Consider the following 18,033-nt stretch of genomic DNA (forward strand, 5'->3'; position numbering starts at 1 on the left):
GGTCGGGGCCGTGAACGTGCTGTTCTCCCCCGACCCGGCCACCCGCGCCGCCGTCCGCCAGGGCCTGAGCGTGTCCGTCGCGACCGGCCTGTACGGCATCTCGTTCGGCGCCCTGTCGGTCGCCGCCGGGATCGGCCTGCTCCCCACCATGGCGCTCAGCCTGCTGATGTTCTCCGGCGGGTCGCAGTTCGCGCTCGTCGGCGTGGTGGGGGCGGCCGGCGGACCCGTCGCCGCCGTCGCGACGGCGAGCCTCCTCGGCCTCCGCAACGCGCTCTACGGCGCGGTGGTGTCGCCCCTGCTGAACGTCCGCGGGTGGCGGCGCCTCGCGGCGGCGCAGCTCACCATCGACGAGTCGACGGCGGTGGCCGCCGCGCAGCCCGACCCCGGCGCCTCCCGCGTCGGCTTCTGGGTGACCGGCGTGGGCGTCTACGTGCTGTGGAACGCCTTCGTCCTCGTCGGGGCCCTGGCGGGCGACGCCCTCGGCGACCCGCGCGCCTGGGGTCTCGACGCGGCAGCCGCCGCGGCGTTCCTCGCGCTGGTCTGGCCGCGGCTCGCACCACGGAGGGCGCAAGTCGTGGCGGCGCTCGCCGTGGTCGCGAGCGCCGCCCTCGTCCCGGTGGTCCCGGCGGGGATCCCGGTCCTGGCAGCAGCGACCGTCGCCGTGCTCGTCGGGCTGCTCTCCTCCGCCGGCCGGACCGGCGCGGTCGGCGCGGATGGCACAGCCGACGCGGATGGCACAGCCGACGCGGCCGACCAGAAGGAGGAGGTCCGATGACCGGGGCCGTCCTGTGGGCGACGGTGCTCGCCGCCTCGCTCGCCTGCTTCGCGCTCAAGCTCGCCGGGCACCTCGTGCCACAGGGGTGGCTCGAGTCCGAGCGGGTCACCCGCACCACGTCGCTCGTGACCGTGGCGCTGCTCGTGTCGCTCGTCGTGGTCCAGACGGTAGGCGACGGTCAGGCGCTCACCGTGGACGCACGCCTGCCGGCGCTCGCGGTCGCGGCGCTGGCGCTCGCGCTGCGGGCACCGTTCATCCTGGTGGTGGTGCTCGCGGCCGCCACGGCGGCGGGTCTGCGCGCGCTGGGCTGGGGCTGAGCCGTCGCCCGACGGGGCGGGGTGCACCGGCCGGTAGGGTCGGAGGATGACCTTGTTCCGCGAGACCGCCGACGTCTCCGTCCGCCCCGCCGTCGTCGGAGACGACGAGGCGATGGCCCGTGTGCAGGTCGCCGCCTGGCGGCACGCCGGGCTCCTCGGCGAGGGCGTCATCGATGCTCTCGACACCGGCAAGATGCGGGAGCGCTGGGCGGCGAGCCTGGAGTCGGTGCCGGGCCCCGGCTTCGCGCTGTTCGTCGCCCTGGACGGGCCGCGGATCGTGGGCTTCACCGCGGTGGCCCCGGGCCAGATCCTCTCGCTCGAGGTAGAACCGGCCTACCAGCGGGCGGGCCACGGCTCGCGGCTCCTGTCCGCCGCGGTGGACAGGCTGCGCAGCGACGGCGCCGACCAGGTGAAGACCTGGGTGCTCGAGGGCGACGCGGCCCGGGAGGCGTTCCTCGGCTCTGCCGGGCTCGGGTTCGACGGGACCGTCCGAACCCTCGCCACGGGCGTGCGAGAGGTGACCGAGCGCCGCTGGTCGGCACAGCTCTGACCCACAGCGTGGGGCGGTCAGTCCGACAGGCAGGTCCAGCAGTAGAGGGACTCGCGGTTCACGACCACGCGGCTCGCGAGCGCCGAGAGAGCCACCATCCCGGCGACCAGCCGGTGCGGGGGCGCGTGGACGGCGTGCGTCCGCGTCCAGGCACGGACCATCTCCGCGAGCCGGTTGGGCTGCGCCGCGGCGAGGTCGGCGGTGAGCACCTCGGAGACGGTCACGACCCACGGACCCTCGTCGCCGCCGCTGCCCACCAGGGCCCCGTGCCGCGGATTGGCCGTGACCTCCCCGTACGGCAGGCCGCAGAGCATCTCGGCGAGCGTGCCGAGCATGACGAACGGGTCGACGGACGGCAGCTCGACGGTGTCGAAGCGCGGCCCGCCGGCGGTCCGGTCCGGCGAGGACGGCCCGCCGGGGGCGAAGAGCACGGTCGCGGCGGCCTCGTCGGTCGGCGCCGCGAAGTACTCCGTCAGGATCCCCATCCCCGGATGGTCGCAGCGTCGTGTCACGAGCGTGTCACGACGGCGTGAACCCTGGCGGTCGTCCGTCTCACGGCGGGCCGCCACGGCACGACCGCGCGCCTCGGCGCCTACTTCCTGAGGTAGAGACCGGACGCCTCGCGGAGCGCTGCCCGCGCACGCCGACGGTCGCCCGACGCGTCGTACGCGAACGCGAGGTGGTACCAGGCGCGCCAGTCCTCGGGCCGCTCCTCGACCGCTGCACGGCGCGGCTCGAACGCGGCGTCGGCGGCCGCGCGGTCGATCCGGCCGCCGGGCGAGCGCGGCAGGTCGTCGACGGGCAGGTCACCCTCCGCGGCCAGCTCGTCGGCCATGCGCTGCACGGTGCTCGCCAGGCGGTACTCGCGGGCGATCAGCCCGATCACCAGCAACGGGATGAGCAGGACCGCCACGCCGATGGCGATCAGGACGGGCTCGCCCGTCCTGATCATCGCGATGCCCCGGCCTGCGATCTGCCACACGTAGAGCGCGAGCAGCGCCGTCACGGCGATCGCGCCCGGCAGGCCGCGCGGCAGCCGCCGCCGGTCCGACGACGGCTCGGGGCTCACGACAGGTCCAGGACGTGCTCGAGGCCGACGGTCAGGCCGGGCCGGTCGGCCACGGAGCGGACGGCGAGGACCACGCCGGGCATGAACGACGCCCGGTCGAACGAGTCCTGCCGGATCACGAGCTGCTCACCCTCGTTGCCGAAGAGGATCTCCTCGTGCGCCACGAGCCCCCGGAGCCGGACGGCGTGCACGCGCACCCCGTCGACGTCGGCCCCACGGGCCTCCCAGCCGGACTCCGTGGCGTCGGGCGACGGGCCGAGGCCCGCCTCAGCGCGCGCCCGGGCGATGGCCGCGGCGGTGTGCCGGGCGGTGCCCGACGGCGCGTCCACCTTGTTCGGGTGGTGGAGCTCCACCACCTCTGCGGACTCGAAGTAGCGCGCCGCCTTGGCGGCGAACGTCATGGCCAGCACCGCCGACAGGCCGAAGTTGGGCGCGATCAGCACGCCGAGCCGCGGCTCCCCCGCCGCCTCCCGCTCGGTGTTGACGCGTTCGAGGTGCTCGACGACGCGAGCCCGCGACGCCTCGTCCCAGCCCGTGGTGCCCACCACCGCATGCACGCCCGCGTCGATCAGGGCGTGCACGTTGGCCTCGGTCACGGACGGCACCGTGAAGTCCACCGCCACGTCTGCCCCGGCGAGCGTGCCGGCGTCGAGCACGTCGTCGCGGTCGAGCCGCGCGACGAGCTCGAGTCCCGGCGCGGCCTCGACGGCACCGCAGGTCTGAGCGCCCATGCGCCCGGAGGCGCCGAGCACGGCGACCTTGATGTCAGTCACGATCGACCCTTCTTGTCAGACGTCACCAAAGGGGCCCACCCGCACCACGGACCGCGGCCGGGCGGCCAGGTCCTCGGCGAGGGCACGGACGTCGTCGGCGGTCACGGCCTTGATGCGCTCGAGCGACTCCGCCACGGACAGCAGCTCGCCGTAGACGAGCTCCGCCTTGCCGAGCCGGCTCATCCGCGAGCCCGAGTCCTCGAGGCCGAGCACCAGCCCGCCGGAGAGCTGGCCGATCGAACGGTCCAGCTCCGCGCCGGTGATGCCGTCGGCCGCGAGGCGCTCCAGCTCCGAGACCAGCAGCTCCGTCACCTGGTCCACCTTGGCGGGTGCACAGCCGGCGTACAGGCCGAACGTGCCCACGCCGCCGTGGCCGGAGGCGAACGAGTACGTCGTGTAGGCCAGGCCCCGCTTCTCGCGGATCTCCTGGAACAGGCGAGACGACATGCCGCCACCGAGCACGGCGTTCAGCACGGACAGCGCGAACCGGCGGTCGTCCGTGGCGGACAGCCCGGTCGAGCCGATGACGATGTTCGCCTGCTCCACCGCGCGGCGGATCGTCAGGGCCACGCCCTCGGTGGGGACGCCGTCGAGGTCCTCGACGTCGGAGCGGCGCGCGCGCGGCGCGACGGCCTCGTCGAGCGACCAGCCGCCAGCGGTCAGCGCGTCGGAAACCTGCTTCACGAGCGTGTCGTGGTCCACGCCGCCCGCGGCCGTGACCACGAGCGTCTCCGGACGGTAGTGCCAGCGGTAGTGCTCCAGCACGGCCTCGCGCGGGACCGCCTTGATGGTGTCGGGCGTGCCGCCGATCGGCCGTCCGAGCGGGTGCTTGCCCAGCACGGCGGCGGAGAACTCCTCGTGCGCCACGTCGCCCGGGTCGTCGTCGTTCATGGCGAGCTCTTCGAGGATGACCCCGCGCTCCGTCTCCAGCTCGTCCGCGTCGAGGCGGGCGGAGGTGACCATGTCGGAGATGACGTCGACCGCCATGGGCAGGTCGGTGTCGAGCACGCGCGCGTAGTAGCACGTGTGCTCCTTGCCGGTGGCGGCGTTGGCCTCGCCGCCCACGGCGTCGAACGCCTCGGCGATGTCCATCGCCGTGCGCCGGGCCGTGCCCTTGAAGAGGAGGTGCTCCAGGAAGTGCGTGGAGCCGAAGTGCCCGTCTGTCTCGTCCCGGGAGCCGACGCCGACCCACGCGCCCACCGTCGCCGAGCGCTGGCCCGGCATCTGCTCGGTGAGCACGCGGACACCGCCGGGCAGGATGGTGCGACGGATCGTCGCACCATCCTGCCCGGCGGTCAGCTCGGCACCGGGCTCGCCGTCAGCGACGAGCGGAAGGTGCCAGGTCACGTCAGGCGTCCGCCGGCTCCGTCGCCACGGCCTCGGCCGCGTCGGCGTCCGTGGGCGCGTCGCCCTCGGCACCCTCGGACTCCTCGGTCACGGCGACCAGCGAGAGCTTGCCGCGCGGGTCGATCTCACCGATCTCGACCTGGACCTTCTGGCCGATGGACAGCACGTCGTCGACGTTCTCGACGCGCTTGCCGCCCACGAGCTTGCGGATCTGGCTGATGTGCAGCAGACCGTCACGCCCCGGGGCGAGCGAGATGAACGCGCCGAACGACGTGGTCTTGACGACCGTGCCGACGAAGCGCTCACCGATCTCGGGGACGTGCGGGTTGGCGATCGCGTTGATCGCCGCGCGGGCGGCCTCGGCCGACGGGCCGTCGACGGCGCCGATGTACACGGTGCCGTCGTCCTCGATGGAGATGTCCGCGCCCGTCTCCTCCTGGATCTGGTTGATCATCTTGCCCTTCGGGCCGATGACCTCGCCGATCTTGTCGGTGGGGACCTTCACGGTGATGACGCGCGGGGCGTTCGGGGACATCTCGTCCGGCGTGTCGATGGCCTCGGCGATGACGTCGAGGATCGTGAGGCGGGCGTCACGGGCCTGCTTCAGCGCGGCGCCCAGGACCGAGGCGGGGATGCCCTCGAGCTTGGTGTCGAGCTGGATGGCCGTGACGAACTCGCGCGTGCCGGCGACCTTGAAGTCCATGTCACCGAACGCGTCCTCGGCACCGAGGATGTCGGTGAGCGCCGCGTAGCGGGTCTCACCGTCCACGGTGTCCGAGATGAGGCCCATGGCGATGCCCGCGACGGGCGCCTTCAGGGGCACACCGGCGTTGAGCAGCGACAGGGTCGACGCGCAGACGGAACCCATCGACGTGGAGCCGTTGGAGCCCAGCGCCTCGGAGACCTGGCGGATCGCGTAGGGGAAGTCCTCGCGCGACGGCAGCACCGGCACCAGGGCACGCTCGGCGAGCGCGCCGTGGCCGATCTCGCGGCGCTTGGGCGAGCCCACGCGGCCCGTCTCACCGGTCGAGTACGGCGGGAAGTTGTAGTTGTGCATGTAGCGCTTGCGCGTCTCCGGACCGAGCGAGTCGATCTGCTGCTCCATGCGGAGCATGTTCAGCGTGGTGACGCCCATGATCTGGGTCTCGCCACGCTCGAACAGGGCGGAGCCGTGCACGCGCGGGAGCACCTCGACCTCGGCCGAGAGCGTGCGGATGTCGGCCAGACCGCGGCCGTCGATGCGGACGCCGTCCGTGAGGACGCGCTGGCGCACGAGCTTCTTCTGCAGCGAGCGGTACGCCGCCGACAGCTCCTTCTCGCGGCCGTCGAAGCCGTCCTGGAGCCGGCCGAGCATCTCCGCCTTGATCTCGTCGAGGCGGTTCTCGCGGCTCTGCTTGTCGGCGATGGCCAGGGCCTCGCGCAGGTCGGCGGCCACAGCGGCCTCGACCGCGTCGAACGCGTCCGGCTGGTAGTCCGGGAAGACCGGGAACTCCTGCACGGGCTTGGCCGACTGCGCGGCGAGCGCGGCCTGCGCCTCGCACAGCACGCGGAGGAACGGCTTGGCGGCCTCGATACCCTCGGCCACGACCTCCTCGGTGGGGGCGGCGACGCCCTCCTCCTTGATGAGCTTCCACGAGTTGTCGGAAGCCTCGGCCTCGATCATGGCGATCGCGACGTCGTCACCCACGACACGGCCGGCGACGACCATGTCGAAGACGGCGCGCTCCTTGTCGGAGTACTTGGGGAACGCGACCCACTGGCCGTCGATGAGGGCGATGCGCACGGCACCGACCGGGCCGGAGAACGGCAGGCCGGAGATCTGGGTCGACGCCGAGGCGGCGTTGATGGCCAGCGTGTCGTACGCGTCGTCCGGGTGGATCGCCAGGACGGTGATGACGACCTGGACCTCGTTGCGCAGGCCCTTGACGAACAGGGGGCGCAGCGGGCGGTCGATCAGGCGGCAGGCCAGGATCGCCTCGGTCGAGGGACGACCCTCGCGGCGGAAGAACGAGCCGGGGATGCGGCCCGCGGCGTACATGCGCTCCTCGACGTCCACCGTGAGGGGGAAGAAGTCGAACTGCTCCTTGGGGTGCTTGCCGGCCGTCGTGGCCGACAGCAGCATGGTCTCGCCGTCGAGGTAGGCGGCCACGGAGCCCGCGGCCTGCCGGGCGAGGCGCCCGGTCTCGAAACGGACGGTGCGCTTGCCGAAGCGGCCGTTGTCGATGACGGCCTCGGCGAACTGGATCTCGGGACCCTCCACGGGTGCCCTCCTTCTGTCTGGTGCGCCACCCGGACCCGACGGTCTTCGATCGAGGCCCACCGACGCGTGCTCTGAGCAGGTCGGGAGGCCACTACCGAGGACCGGACGAGGTTCCGGCGGCGCGGACTGGTTGTTACTCGTACATCTCACCAGACCAGCCCGGCCCCCGCAGGGGGACCGGGCTGGTAGGCGACATGGTCAGCGACGCAGACCGAGACGCTCGATCAGCGTGCGGTAGCGCGTGATGTCGACCTTCTGGAGGTAGCCCAGGAGACGACGACGCTGACCGACGAGGAGCAGCAGACCACGACGGCTGTGGTGGTCGTGCTTGTGCTCCTTCAGGTGCTCGGTGAGGTCCTTGATGCGCTGGGTGAGCATCGCGATCTGCACCTCGGGCGAACCCGTGTCGCCCTCGCGGGTCGCGTACTCGGACATGATGCGCTGCTTGGTGGCAGTATCGAGCGGCATTGGCTCTCCTCAGGTGTCGTTGCGCGGTGCACCAGGACTTGTTCACCGGTGCGCTCTCGATCCGCGGCCGTTCAGACGGCTCTCCTACTTTACCAGCCGTTTCTTCCGACGTGGCAGGACGAACGCCACACCCAGCACGGCGAGCACCACCTGGGCGGCGGCGACGGTCCACGACGGGCTCGTCACGGCCGCCACGAGAAGCGGGACCGTGCCGACCAGCGCCAGGTCCGGGCCGTCGGCGGCGTGCAGGAACGCGCCCGTGGGCACCGCCCCCATGGGCGTGGCGAGCAGCGGCGCCGACCAGTCCGGCGGCTGCCGGTAGGCGGCCCGCACCGCGGCCGCACCGAGCACCACGGCCGCACCGAGGAGCACCGGGAACCAGACGGGGTCGCCGAGCGCCGGGCCGACGACGGCCAGCACCACCGCCGCCACGAGACCCGGCACAACGACCCGTACAGCCCGCACCGCCCGGGCGCCGAGCGGCAGGAGCGCGTCCACCCGGGGCGCGTCCGAGGCCCCTCGGGCGCCCGCCGACGCGGTCAGCGCCGCGGCGTACCCGATGCCCGCGAGGACCGCCCACAGCCCCAGGCCGTCGGCCAGCAGCGGCACCTGGACGGCCACGACGCCGAGCGCAGCGAGCGCAAAGGTTCCGGCGAGGGTCCCGGGCGCGCGCAGCACGAGCAGCAGGTCCGCGGCCAGGAGCGCGGAGCGGGGTCCCCGCACGGCACGCAGCGCCGTCACCAGGAGCCGACGACGGCGCCCGGGCCTCGGGCCGGCGGTGAGCGCGCGGCCCAGGCCTCGGGTGTCGGCCGAGAGGACCGCGCCGAGCACCTGGTCCGTGACCGCCGCCCGGGCCCGGAGCTCCGGCGCGCCCACCCGCTCCAGCCGCCGCCCCCACAGGACGGCGAGGAGCGCACCGGCGCCCGCCACGGCCACCGAGACCCACCAGGGTGTGGTCCAGGCTGCCACGTCGGCGCTGCCGGCCAGCAGGACCACCACCCCGGCCGCCGGCACGCCGGCGAGCAGCAGGTCCAGGACGACGGCGGCACGGTCCCGGGCGCGCGACGCCGGAGGACGCCGCCGGGATGCCTGGTCGGCTCCGCGCGCCCGGGCGTCCTGTGCCCCGCCGCGGGCAGACGGGCCCGCCTGGAGCAGGCCGGCCGAGGCCACGACGAGCAGCCCGAGGGACCCGCCGAGGGCCGCGGTCGAGAGCCCGGCCCCCAGGTCGGCACCGGCCACCCCGGCCACCACGCCTCCGCCCGCGGCGCCGCCGCCGGTCCACGCCAGGAGCGTCATCACGACGGACGGCCGGACGAGCCCGCTCCGGTCCGCGGTGGTGGGCACCCACCACCGGACCCCTGCCGCTCCGACGCCGGCGGGCCCGAGGCGGAGCGCCAGGCCCGCCCCGGCCACCACGAGAGCGGCCAGCCCGAGCCCCTGGACGAGCCCTGGACCGAGGGTGCCCGGCCCGGTGTCGAGCAGGTCGCGCGTCCAGCCGGCGACCCCTGTGAGCATCCCGGCGGCGATCGCGACCGAGATCACGGTGCCCGCCAGGTCGGTGAAGAGCTCCCCCGGGCTCACCCCGGCACGCGCGAGCCGCACCCGGGTCGTCAGCCGACGCAGCTCGGTCCCGCTGAGCTGCTCCTCGGGGTCGACGACCGCCCCGCCGCCGAGGCGGGCGACGGCCGCGCCGCTCATCGGACCGCCTCGAGGGCCGCGGGCGCGTCGGCGGGGTCGAGCAGCCGCACGCCGTCGTCCGAGAGCAGGAGCGCGCGGGCACCGGTCGAGGCGAGGAGACGGTCGTCGTGCGTCGCGAAGAGCACCGCCGTGCCCGCGTCGGCCTCCGCACGCAGGAAGCCCGCGAGCTCGCCGCGCAGGCGCACGTCGAGGCGCTGCTCAGGCTCGTCGAGCACGAGGAGGTCGCGCGGCCGCACGAACGCACCGGCCAGGAGGAAGCGGCGGCGCTGCCCGGACGAGAGGGCGTAGGGCACGGCGTCGGCGTGGTCGGCGAGGCCCAGCCTGCCGAGCACGTCGTCCACGACAGCCCCCGCGCCCGGCACCCCGTGCCCGCGTGCCACCAGCACCAGGTGCTCGCGCACCGTCACGCCGGGGAAGAAGGCGTCGTCGTCGAGCACGCCCGCGACCCGGGCACGGAAGCCGTGCTCGCGCTCGTCCACCGGTCGCCCGAAGGCGCGGACCTCACCACCGAGCGGCTCCTGCAGCCCGAGCACGGTACGCAGCAGCGTCGACTTGCCCGTGCCGTTCGCGCCGATCACGGCGACGAGGTCGCCCCGTCCCACCTCCAGCGTCACGGGCGGGCTGACGGGGTTGTCCCCGTAGCCCACGGTGAGGTCGGTCAGCTCGAGTATCAGGTCGTCCACGCCGGTCCCAACGTGCGGGTCGGCGGAATCGTCCCCGCCGGTTGCGGTCGGCTACCGTCCCGGCGCGGCCCGCGAGCCCCCGGCCTCGACGGCGTCGTTCCAGGTAGCGGCCACGGAAGGGCGTTCGGCCGGGCCTTCGACCGGCCGCCGGAACCACTCCACGACCGTCGCGAGCGCCTGGCGGCGCGACGGCATGAACCAGTGGAAGAACAGCCAGCGTGCCACCCAGCCGGCCCGGCCGGTGAGCTGGACGCCGTACAGCTCGGCGGCACCCTGCCCGAGTCCCAGGCTCGCGGCCTGGCCAAGGCCCGGGAACCGGAACGGGCGCGGCTCGCGGCCGCGCACCACCCGGGCGATCGACCGGCCCGCGTGCGCCCCCGCCTCGATGGCCCAGAGCGCGTTGGGCGGGCACACCCCCGTCGCGCCGGGGCGCGGGACGGCCGCGGCGTCGCCCGCGGCCCACACGGCCGGGTCGGCGGTGCGCAGCATCGCGTCGGTGACGAGCCGGCCGTTCGCGTCGCGCTCCAGGTCCTCGGTCCCCGGCACGACGACGGGCGCCTGGCCCACCGCGGACACGACGCTCCCGGCCGGGACCCACGCCGGGACGCCGTCGTGCACGAGCCGCACGCCCTCGGGGGTGACCTCCGTGACCCGCGTGGTCAGCCGGAGCTCCACGCCGGCCTCGGCGGCGCGCGCCACGGCGTAGTCGGCCAGACGGGTGTAGCGCGGGCGCAGCTCGGCCAGGAGGTCGCTGCCGCCGTGCGCCAGGAGGACGCGCGGCCGGATCCCCGCCAGGGACGGCCGTGCGGCGGCGTCGGCCGCGAGCCGGCGCGCCACGGCGGCCGCGGCCTCGGTGCCGGCGAAGCCGCCGCCCGCCACCACGACGGTGAGCAGGCGCCGCGCCTCCTCCTCTCCGGCCGGTCCGGCGGCAGCCGCTCCCGCAGCCTGCCCGACGACGTCACGCAGCCGCCCGCACAGCGCCTCCAGCCCGCCGGTGTCCTTGAGCGACCAGCCGTGCTGCGCCAGCCCGGGCACGCGTTCGCGCGCGTCCCGGCTGCCGACGGCGACCAGCACGTGGTCGTAGGGCAGGGCGAGCGGACCGTCCGGCGTCTCGGCGACGACGCGGTGCCCGGCGCGGTCCAGCTCCACCACCGTGCCTCGCACGAGCCGGACGTCGCGGAGGAGCGCGGCCAGGGGTGTGAGCGCTCGCTCGGCCCGCACGTGGCCCGTGACGACCTCGCCGGTCCAGCCGTGGAAGGCGTGGTGGGTGCTCTCCGACACGACGGTCACGCGCACGGCGCCCGCCGCGATCTCGCGGCGCAGGCCGCGCACGAGAGCACGCGTGCCCCAGACCGCGGCGTACCCGCCGCCGACCACGACGACCTCGACCGGTGCGCCGGTCATCGTGCGTCTCCGGCGCGCGCCCCTGAGCCGACGACGGCGCCCGGGCCGCCTGGCGCGGACGCGTCGGGCCAGCCGGTCGACGGCCGGCCGAAGGAGAGCGGCTCGGCGAGGCCGAACCCGAGGTGCGCGTGCCGCTCGGCGGCAGCGGCCATCGCCCGGGCGTGGCCGACCGTCGCGTCACCGAGCGCCGGCGGGTGCCCGCCGTCGAACGCCATGAGCATGGTCTCGCACAGGCAGGCGAACGCGTACCCGCGCGGCAGCCCGACGTCGGCCCGCACGTCCAGGCCGCCTACGTCGGCGAGGCCACCGTCGACGACCAGCACGTCCGGCCGTTCCTGCACGAGGCGGGGGTCCGTGTTGCGGGGCTGGGTGTCATCGAGCACCACGGCTCCCGGAGCCAGGTGCTCGGCGCGCAGGAGGGCGTCGGTCGCGGACGTGAGCACCACGACCAGGTCTGCCTGTCGCACCGCGTCCATGGAGTCCGCGACGCGCACCGTCGCGTCGGGCCGCGTCGCGCGCACCTCCTCGGCCAGCACCTCCACCCGCCGGCGACGGCGGGCGACGAGGAGGAGGTCGAGCGGGCCGCCGTCGGGCAGCCCGTCCTGCGCCAGCAGGCGCGTCACGCACGACCCGACGCTGCCGCTGGCCCCCACCAGCGCGATCCGCCGGCCGCGCGCCGCCGCGAGGAGCCTGCCGACGGCCGCGACGGTCAGCGCCGCGGTGAAGGCGTTGCCGTTCGTCACCGTGAGGCCGGGTCGCTCCCGGAGGAGCGTGCCGCCGCCCGTCACCGGGGCCGTGAGGCCCCCGAGCCCTACGACGCTCGCACCGAGCCGCTCGGCGAGGTCGACGCCCGCCTCGACCTTGCCGAGCACGAAGCGACGGTCCTCGGTGAGCAGCTGCCGGGCGCCGACGGGCACCACGACGATCCAGCCCACCACGTCGTCCGGCAGGTCGCGCCGCCGCACCTCGCCGAGCATCAGCGGGGGCACCGGCAGCCGGCGCAGCGCGCGCTCCCAGACCGGGTCGGGGACGAGCCCGAAGGGACGCCAGACCCGGGCGAGGTCGCGGCCGACCTCGGCGCGCGGGTGCACGAGGAACGCGAAGCGTCCAGGAGCGGGATCAGGAGCGGGCATGGCCGGCCTCCTCGGTGGTGGGACGGGCGGGTACGCCTGTTCGGGAGGCGGGCAGGCCGGCCGGTGATGCGCGGCGCGCCGGAGTTCACCCCGCCCGCCCGTCCGTCCGTGACCACCTCACCCGCTCGGCACGTATCGCGCCCCACGCCTGAAGGCTCGTTACGGGGTGACCGGGCCACCGGCCCGGCACGACGAAAGGGGACGTCATGACGCAGGGGATGGGTCGAAGGAGACCCGCAGTCCGCACGATCGCCACCGGGTCAGCGCTGACGCTGATCTGCACGCTCGCCGTCGCCGGCACGCCGGCCACCGCGGCCGGCACCGCAGCCCGAACCGCCACCGCTGCCGGCACCGCCGCCGCTGACGCCGCGCCGATGTACCACGTGGTCCAGGAGGGCCTCACCCCGGCCGACGCCGAGGTGCTGGCGAAGGAGTTCGGGATCGGCAACGCGCTCCTCCCGAACGGCGGGTTCAGCTATGCGGACCCCGAGCTCTTCCAGCACGTGCCGCAGGAGGTCGTCGACAAGGGCGAGGACGAGGACGGGCGGCCCACGGTCTCGCAGGCCCTCGACCTCTCCGCGCTGGAGCAGCTCCGCCCGCTGCCCGACGAGGAGGCCCTCGCGGTCGCGGACCGGCTCGCCGGGCTCGCCGTGACCACGCCGGACCTCCGCGCGACCGGCACGGTCTCCCACAGCGAGCTCACGCTCGCCGGCGACGACAGCCGTGAGGTCGGCACGTACGCCCTCGACACGGTCGTGAGCTTCGGGTTCGAGCTGGCCGGGCTGCCGGTCGGCGGACAGGGCGCGAAGCTGCGCCTCACGCTCGCACCGGACGGCACCGTCACCCAGCTCGCCAGCACGCTGCGCACCCTCGAGCGGGGCGACGACGTGCCGGTCATCAGCCCCGAGGAGGCGACCGAGAGCTGCGCCGCCCTCTACGGCCCGGAGGTGCGCCAGGACACGCCCACGCTGGGGTACCAGCTCCCCGAGCTCACGGCGACCGACGCCGGTGGCAAGGGCACCGTGCAGGCGATCTTCCCCCAGTACACCTGCAACCCCGTCGTGGAGTCCGGCTCCCAGGCGCACCTGCTCGTCCCGGCCGTGCCGGACAGCGCGCCGGCGGGCGAGGTCACGGTGACCCGGAGCGGCACCGCGATCGAGGCCTACGTCGCCGTCGAGGGCGGCACGGAGCCGTATGCCTACTCGTGGTCGTCGTCGAGCACGGTGCTCGACGAGGCCGACGGGGAGAAGGTCGCGTACGAGATCTCGGCCCGTGACGAGAAGCCCGGTCCCGAGACGGCGACGGTCACGGTGACCGACGCCAACGGCCTCGCGACCACGGCCTCGGTGACGCTCGACGGTGACGGCTCCGACCGGGTCCCCACGGTCCCGGGTGGCGGCGGGTTCGGCGTCCTTGCGATCGGCCCGGTCGACGTCGGCATCGAGCAGACCGTCGACGAGTGGCAGTGCGCCCAGGACTCCGCCATCGGGTTCAAGCAGGTCATGGCCTCCCGCGGCGTCGGGACGCAGTTCGACTGGCGCGGGTACGGCGCGTGGGACGACGACTTCCGGGACCAGTCGTTCGGTGGCCTGGACAGCAGCTACGTCGACGACGTGGACGCGACCTGGTACACCGGCCACGGCGCTCCGGGCCTGTTCACCTTCAAGGACGGGTCGGCGATCACGCCCGACGACGCCCGGTGGGGCAACCGTGACCTGGAGTGGCTGCAGCTGGAGTCCTGCCAGGTGCTGCGGACGCCCACGGTGTGGAAGGAGTCCTTCCGCGGGCTGCACATCCTCAACGGGTTCCACACCAACGCGTACTGCGTGGGTGGCGGCACCGGAGGCACCTTCGCCCGGTACCTCTTCCCGGAGAAGTTCCTCTGGTGGACCGTCCGGCCCGCGCAGACCGTGCAGCGGGCGTGGGCGCTCACGGCGATCGACCGTGAGCCCGCCGGCGTCGTGTACCGCTCGACGGGCCTCTGGCGCCCGAAGGACGGCGTGACCAACATCGGTGACTACTTCCATGGCCAGGGCCCGGTGGGTCCGGACCTGTACGACTCCGGGTCGGTCGGCATGTGGTGGATCAGCGGCACGGTGTGACCTGATCCGTTCCGTTGCGGGTATGGCTGTGGTGTGAATTCCCCCGGGGATTCACACCACAGCCATACCCACAGGGGGGTCGCGTCAGGCGCCGAGGATGTCCCGGGCCCGCGCGACGTCGTCGCGCATCGTGGTGATCAGCGCGTCGATGCCGTCGAAGCGCAGGGTGGGGCGCAGGTGGGCCACGAACTCGAGGACCACCTCCTCGTCGTACAGGTCGAGGTCGGTGCGGTCGAGGACATAGGCCTCGACGCGGCGCTCCACGCCGTCGAACGTGGGGTTGGTGCCGATCGAGATGGCAGCCGGCAGCACGGCGTCGGGCTCCGTCTCGGCCAGCGAGGGCCGGCGGAGCCTGCCCGCGTACACGCCGTCGGCGGGGACCATGCCGGTGATGGCGCCCAGGTTCGCCGTGGGGAAGCCGAGCTCCCGCCCGCGGGCGTCGCCGTGCACCACCACTCCGCGGACCCGGTGGCAGCGGCCGAGCACATCCGCGGCCTGAGCCACGTCGCCCTCCGCGAGGAGCGCCCGCACCGCCGTCGACGACCAGCGCTGCTGGCCCGCTCCCGTGGGCGGGACGCACTCCCCCACGTCCTCGATAGCCACGACCTCGAACCCGTGGTGCCCCCCGAGCTCCACCATCGTGGCGAGGGTCCCGGCGTTCTGCTTGCCGAACCGGACGTCGTGCCCCACCACCACGGTGCGGGCGCGGAGCCCGTCCACGAGGAAGCGGGTCACGAACTCGTCAGGGGTCTGGGCCGCGAAGTCGAGCGTGTACTCCACGAGGAGGACCGCGTCGAGACCCGACTCGGCCATGAGATCCAGCCGGTCCTGCAGGCCGGTGATCAGCTCGGGCGCCGTGTCCGGGCGGTGCACGGCGGCCGGGTGCGGGTGGAAGGTCACCGCGACGGCCCGGGCGTCGTCGGCCCGGGCGAGCTGCACGATCCGGCCCAGCACGGCACGGTGCCCACGGTGGACACCGTCGAAGTTGCCGATCGTCACGACCGACGGGCCGAACCCCGGGGGGACCTGCTCCAGGTCCGTCCACAGCTGCACTCGTCGAGCTCCTTCGTCCATGCGGATCGCCCCGGGCTGCGGCCAGGAGCGCTGGACCAGCGTGCCACGCCGAAGGCCCCAGCGGAGAATCAGGCGTGCGGGAGGACCCGGCGCACCGTCTCCAGGTAGCGCTCCTCGTCGAACTCCTCCAGGACCGCCGACTGCAGCACGAATCCCTGGCCCAGCGCCGTCATCACGGGCAGGAGGCTCTCGACCTCTGCCTCGACGTCGCCCTCCGGCGGGTGCGCGGCGAACCAGGCCCGCAGCGCCGTCCGCAGGACCTCTCGGACGCCGAGGACGGACTCCGTCACGAGCTCGCGCACCTCGCCGTCCACCGTGGCCTCGCCCCAGAGCTGGAGAAGCACGCCGAGCGCCACGCCCTCACGCTTGATCCCCCGGAGGAAGATCTCCAGCGCCTCTCCCGGGCTCGGCGGCTCGGAGGTGGCGGCGACGTGCGAGAGCTCGGCGTCCCGCCGGGCGAGCATCTCGCGGGCGACGGCGACGAAGAGGTCCCGCTTGCCGTCGAAGTGGCCGTAGATGGCCCCGGCCGACAGGCCCGCCTCGGCGATCACGTCCGCGATGGAGGTGCGCTGATAGCCCTTGGCGGCGAACGCCCGGATCGCCGCGGCGAGGATCTCCTCGCGGCGGGCCTCGCGGTGCGCCTCTGTGACCTTGGGCACTGTCGCGCCTCCTCTCGCTCTCAGGATTGACAAGCATACGGCGGCGGGAGGATCGTCGGCCCTGTAAAACGAACGTTCGTTTTTTATTCGAGGAGGACCCCATGGCCCAGCGAGACGTCCCCGACCCGCACACCCCGCTCCCTCGTGCCCTGGCCCTCGGCGTGGCGCTCACCGTCGTCCTCGCCGTCCTGGTCCTGGCGTTCACCTGGCCCGCCGTCACGTCCGAGCCGGGGGACCTGCCCGTGGCGGTCACCGGACCGCCCGAGGCCGTCGCCGCCGTGACGGGCGCCGTCGACGAGGCCCGTCCGGGCGTGCTCGACGTCGTCGAGGTCACCGACCGGGACGCCGCCGTGCGGGCCGTCGAGACCCGCGAGACGTACGGCGCGATCGTCCTCGGCAGGCCCGGCGAGGCCCCTGAGGTCCTCACCGCCTCCGCAGCGAGCGCCGTGACCCACCAGCTCATGACGCAGGTCGCCGCCCAGCTCCAGGAGGGCGTGCGGGTACAGGCTGCGGCCGCGGCAGCCCAGGCAGCGGCTCAGGCAGCCGCCCAAGGCCAGGCCGCGGTGCCGGCCGACGCTCCCGAGGCGCCGCAGGTCGTCGTGACGGACGTGGCGCCCCTCTCCGCGGACGACCCGCGGGGCGCCGGGCTCACCGCGGCGATGTTCCCCATCCTCCTCGGCGGCATGATCGGCGGGATCGGCGTGTCGCTCGCCGTGACGGGCTCGCTGCGCCGCATCGTCGCCGTCACCGCCTACTCGCTGCTCAGCGGCGGCGTGCTGGCCGGGATCCTGCAGTCCTGGTACGGCGCGCTCCAGGGCGGCTGGTGGGTCGACGCCGCCGCGCTCGCCCTCTCGGTGGCTGCCATCGCCGCCCCGATCATCGGCATGGTGGCACTCTTCGGACGGGCAGGGATCGCGTTCGGTCCGGTGGTGATGATGCTGATCGCCAACCCGATCTCCGGGGCCACCATGCCTCCGGAGTTCCTGCCCTGGCACTGGGGCGCCGTCGGCCAGTGGTTCCCGCCGGGCGCGAGCGCCACCCTGCTGCGCGACCTCTCGTACTTCCCGCAGGCAGACGCGGACCAGGCCTGGCTCGCCCTGGGTCTCTGGGCGGCGGGCGGCCTGGCGCTCGCGCTCGTGGGCCACGCCCGCAAGGCGTGACCGGGCCGGCACGGGGCCGGGGCCGCGGAGGACCCGGCGGGCCGGGCCGGGGTCAGGCGACCCCGGCCTCCGGCGCGCCGTACATGAAGCCGGTCAGCCGGTCCTCCCCCAGGGAGCGTCGCACCGTCACGTCGAGCACGTTCGCGAAGTGGGTCAGGTCGGTCTCGGTGCGGGTCGATCCCAGGAGCTGGATGTGCGTCTGCCCCGACCACCGCCAGCCGAGCTGCAGCGGGTCCAGCGGCTCGGCCGTGCGGCCGGTCCGCACGGCCGGGAACCGTGTCCGGACGACGAGCCGTCCCTGCAGCGCCCGCATCGTGAGGTAGGCGTCCTCGAAGGCGATCCCGAGCTCGGCGACGTCCTGCGGCCACCACGGCAGCGCATGCACCAGGGCCGACAGGAGAGGAGCGGTGCTCGCCGTGCCCTCCCTGCCACCCTCCATGATGTCGACGCTCAGGTCCCTCCCCACGAACGCCGGAAGGGACGCCACGACAGCGCCCAGGTCCTCGCATCCCGCCGTGATCCGAACCCCCATTGGCATAAAGTACCAACCGGATATGTCGG

The 18,033-nt window shown here is 74.4% G+C and carries 18 protein-coding genes; 5 read left to right on the forward strand and 13 right to left on the reverse strand.

Annotated elements, in window-relative coordinates; all coding sequences use genetic code 11:
• Positions 1 to 10: 10 nt before the first annotated feature.
• The 3 genes from AC060K_RS04030 to AC060K_RS04040 are packed head-to-tail and all read left to right on the forward strand — an operon-like array spanning position 11 to position 1,642.
• Complete coding sequence (locus AC060K_RS04030) at positions 11 to 775, forward strand: AzlC family ABC transporter permease (RefSeq protein WP_483764171.1); 765 nt, start codon at positions 11 to 13, stop codon at positions 773 to 775.
• The gene (locus AC060K_RS04035) at positions 772 to 1,092 is read left to right on the forward strand and encodes an AzlD domain-containing protein (protein WP_483764172.1); all 321 of its coding nucleotides are present in this window, start codon (positions 772 to 774) and stop codon (positions 1,090 to 1,092) included. The genes AC060K_RS04030 and AC060K_RS04035 overlap by 4 nt, the downstream gene beginning before the upstream one ends.
• Positions 1,093 to 1,138: 46 nt before the next feature.
• Entirely contained in the window at positions 1,139 to 1,642 is a 504-nt protein-coding gene (locus AC060K_RS04040) for an N-acetyltransferase family protein (protein WP_483764173.1), read from the forward strand.
• 17 nt (positions 1,643 to 1,659) lie between these two features.
• Here the strand turns inward: AC060K_RS04040 and AC060K_RS04045 are convergent, their stop codons facing one another.
• From AC060K_RS04045 to AC060K_RS04090, 10 genes are all read right to left on the reverse strand, one after another.
• Positions 1,660 to 2,127 carry a hypothetical protein gene (locus AC060K_RS04045; RefSeq protein ID WP_483764174.1) on the reverse strand — a complete coding sequence of 156 codons (468 nt, stop codon included), beginning with the start codon at positions 2,125 to 2,127 and terminating at the stop codon, positions 1,660 to 1,662.
• 107 nt (positions 2,128 to 2,234) lie between these two features.
• Positions 2,235 to 2,711, reverse strand: a complete 477-nt coding sequence (locus AC060K_RS04050; protein WP_483764175.1) for a hypothetical protein — start codon at positions 2,709 to 2,711, stop codon at positions 2,235 to 2,237.
• Entirely contained in the window at positions 2,708 to 3,484 is a 777-nt protein-coding gene (gene dapB / locus AC060K_RS04055) for a 4-hydroxy-tetrahydrodipicolinate reductase (protein ID WP_483764176.1), read from the reverse strand. The genes AC060K_RS04050 and dapB overlap by 4 nt, the downstream gene beginning before the upstream one ends.
• A 15-nt stretch (positions 3,485 to 3,499) precedes the next feature.
• Positions 3,500 to 4,831 (reverse strand): M16 family metallopeptidase, encoded by a 1,332-nt coding sequence (locus AC060K_RS04060; RefSeq protein ID WP_483764177.1) that lies wholly within the window; start codon positions 4,829 to 4,831, stop codon positions 3,500 to 3,502.
• Position 4,832: 1 nt separating this feature from the next.
• Positions 4,833 to 7,091, reverse strand: coding sequence for a polyribonucleotide nucleotidyltransferase (locus tag AC060K_RS04065; protein ID WP_483764178.1), 2,259 nt, complete (start codon positions 7,089 to 7,091; stop codon positions 4,833 to 4,835).
• 198 nt (positions 7,092 to 7,289) lie between these two features.
• Positions 7,290 to 7,559, reverse strand: a complete 270-nt coding sequence (rpsO, locus tag AC060K_RS04070; protein WP_483764179.1) for a 30S ribosomal protein S15 — start codon at positions 7,557 to 7,559, stop codon at positions 7,290 to 7,292.
• A gap of 84 nt (positions 7,560 to 7,643) precedes the next feature.
• Complete coding sequence (locus AC060K_RS04075) at positions 7,644 to 9,257, reverse strand: DUF6297 family protein (RefSeq protein ID WP_483764180.1); 1,614 nt, start codon at positions 9,255 to 9,257, stop codon at positions 7,644 to 7,646.
• Positions 9,254 to 9,940, reverse strand: a complete 687-nt coding sequence (locus AC060K_RS04080) for an ABC transporter ATP-binding protein (protein WP_483764181.1) — start codon at positions 9,938 to 9,940, stop codon at positions 9,254 to 9,256. Before AC060K_RS04080 ends, AC060K_RS04075 begins: the two co-directional genes overlap by 4 nt.
• Before the next feature lie 51 nt (positions 9,941 to 9,991).
• Positions 9,992 to 11,344 carry an NAD(P)/FAD-dependent oxidoreductase gene (locus AC060K_RS04085; protein ID WP_483764182.1) on the reverse strand — a complete coding sequence of 451 codons (1,353 nt, stop codon included), beginning with the start codon at positions 11,342 to 11,344 and terminating at the stop codon, positions 9,992 to 9,994.
• A complete protein-coding gene (locus AC060K_RS04090; protein WP_483764183.1) occupies positions 11,341 to 12,477 on the reverse strand; it encodes a semialdehyde dehydrogenase in 1,137 nt (378 codons plus the stop codon). Before AC060K_RS04090 ends, AC060K_RS04085 begins: the two co-directional genes overlap by 4 nt.
• Before the next feature lie 206 nt (positions 12,478 to 12,683).
• On the opposite strand from AC060K_RS04090, the gene AC060K_RS04095 reads away from it, so the two are divergent.
• A complete protein-coding gene (locus AC060K_RS04095) occupies positions 12,684 to 14,579 on the forward strand; it encodes a DUF6345 domain-containing protein (protein WP_483764184.1) in 1,896 nt (631 codons plus the stop codon).
• Positions 14,580 to 14,663: 84 nt separating this feature from the next.
• Here the strand turns inward: AC060K_RS04095 and AC060K_RS04100 are convergent, their stop codons facing one another.
• Positions 14,664 to 15,632, reverse strand: a complete 969-nt coding sequence (locus AC060K_RS04100; RefSeq protein ID WP_483764185.1) for a bifunctional riboflavin kinase/FAD synthetase — start codon at positions 15,630 to 15,632, stop codon at positions 14,664 to 14,666.
• A gap of 89 nt (positions 15,633 to 15,721) precedes the next feature.
• Positions 15,722 to 16,312, reverse strand: a complete 591-nt coding sequence (locus tag AC060K_RS04105) for a TetR/AcrR family transcriptional regulator (protein ID WP_483764186.1) — start codon at positions 16,310 to 16,312, stop codon at positions 15,722 to 15,724.
• Positions 16,313 to 16,413: 101 nt separating this feature from the next.
• Between AC060K_RS04105 and AC060K_RS04110 the strand changes: the two genes are divergently transcribed.
• Positions 16,414 to 17,472, forward strand: coding sequence for a hypothetical protein (locus tag AC060K_RS04110; RefSeq protein ID WP_483764187.1), 1,059 nt, complete (start codon positions 16,414 to 16,416; stop codon positions 17,470 to 17,472).
• A gap of 52 nt (positions 17,473 to 17,524) precedes the next feature.
• Here the strand turns inward: AC060K_RS04110 and AC060K_RS04115 are convergent, their stop codons facing one another.
• Positions 17,525 to 18,004 carry a hypothetical protein gene (locus AC060K_RS04115; RefSeq protein ID WP_483764188.1) on the reverse strand — a complete coding sequence of 160 codons (480 nt, stop codon included), beginning with the start codon at positions 18,002 to 18,004 and terminating at the stop codon, positions 17,525 to 17,527.
• Positions 18,005 to 18,033: the final 29 nt, after the last annotated feature.

The organism is Antribacter sp. NEAU-D49 (genome assembly GCF_057158775.1).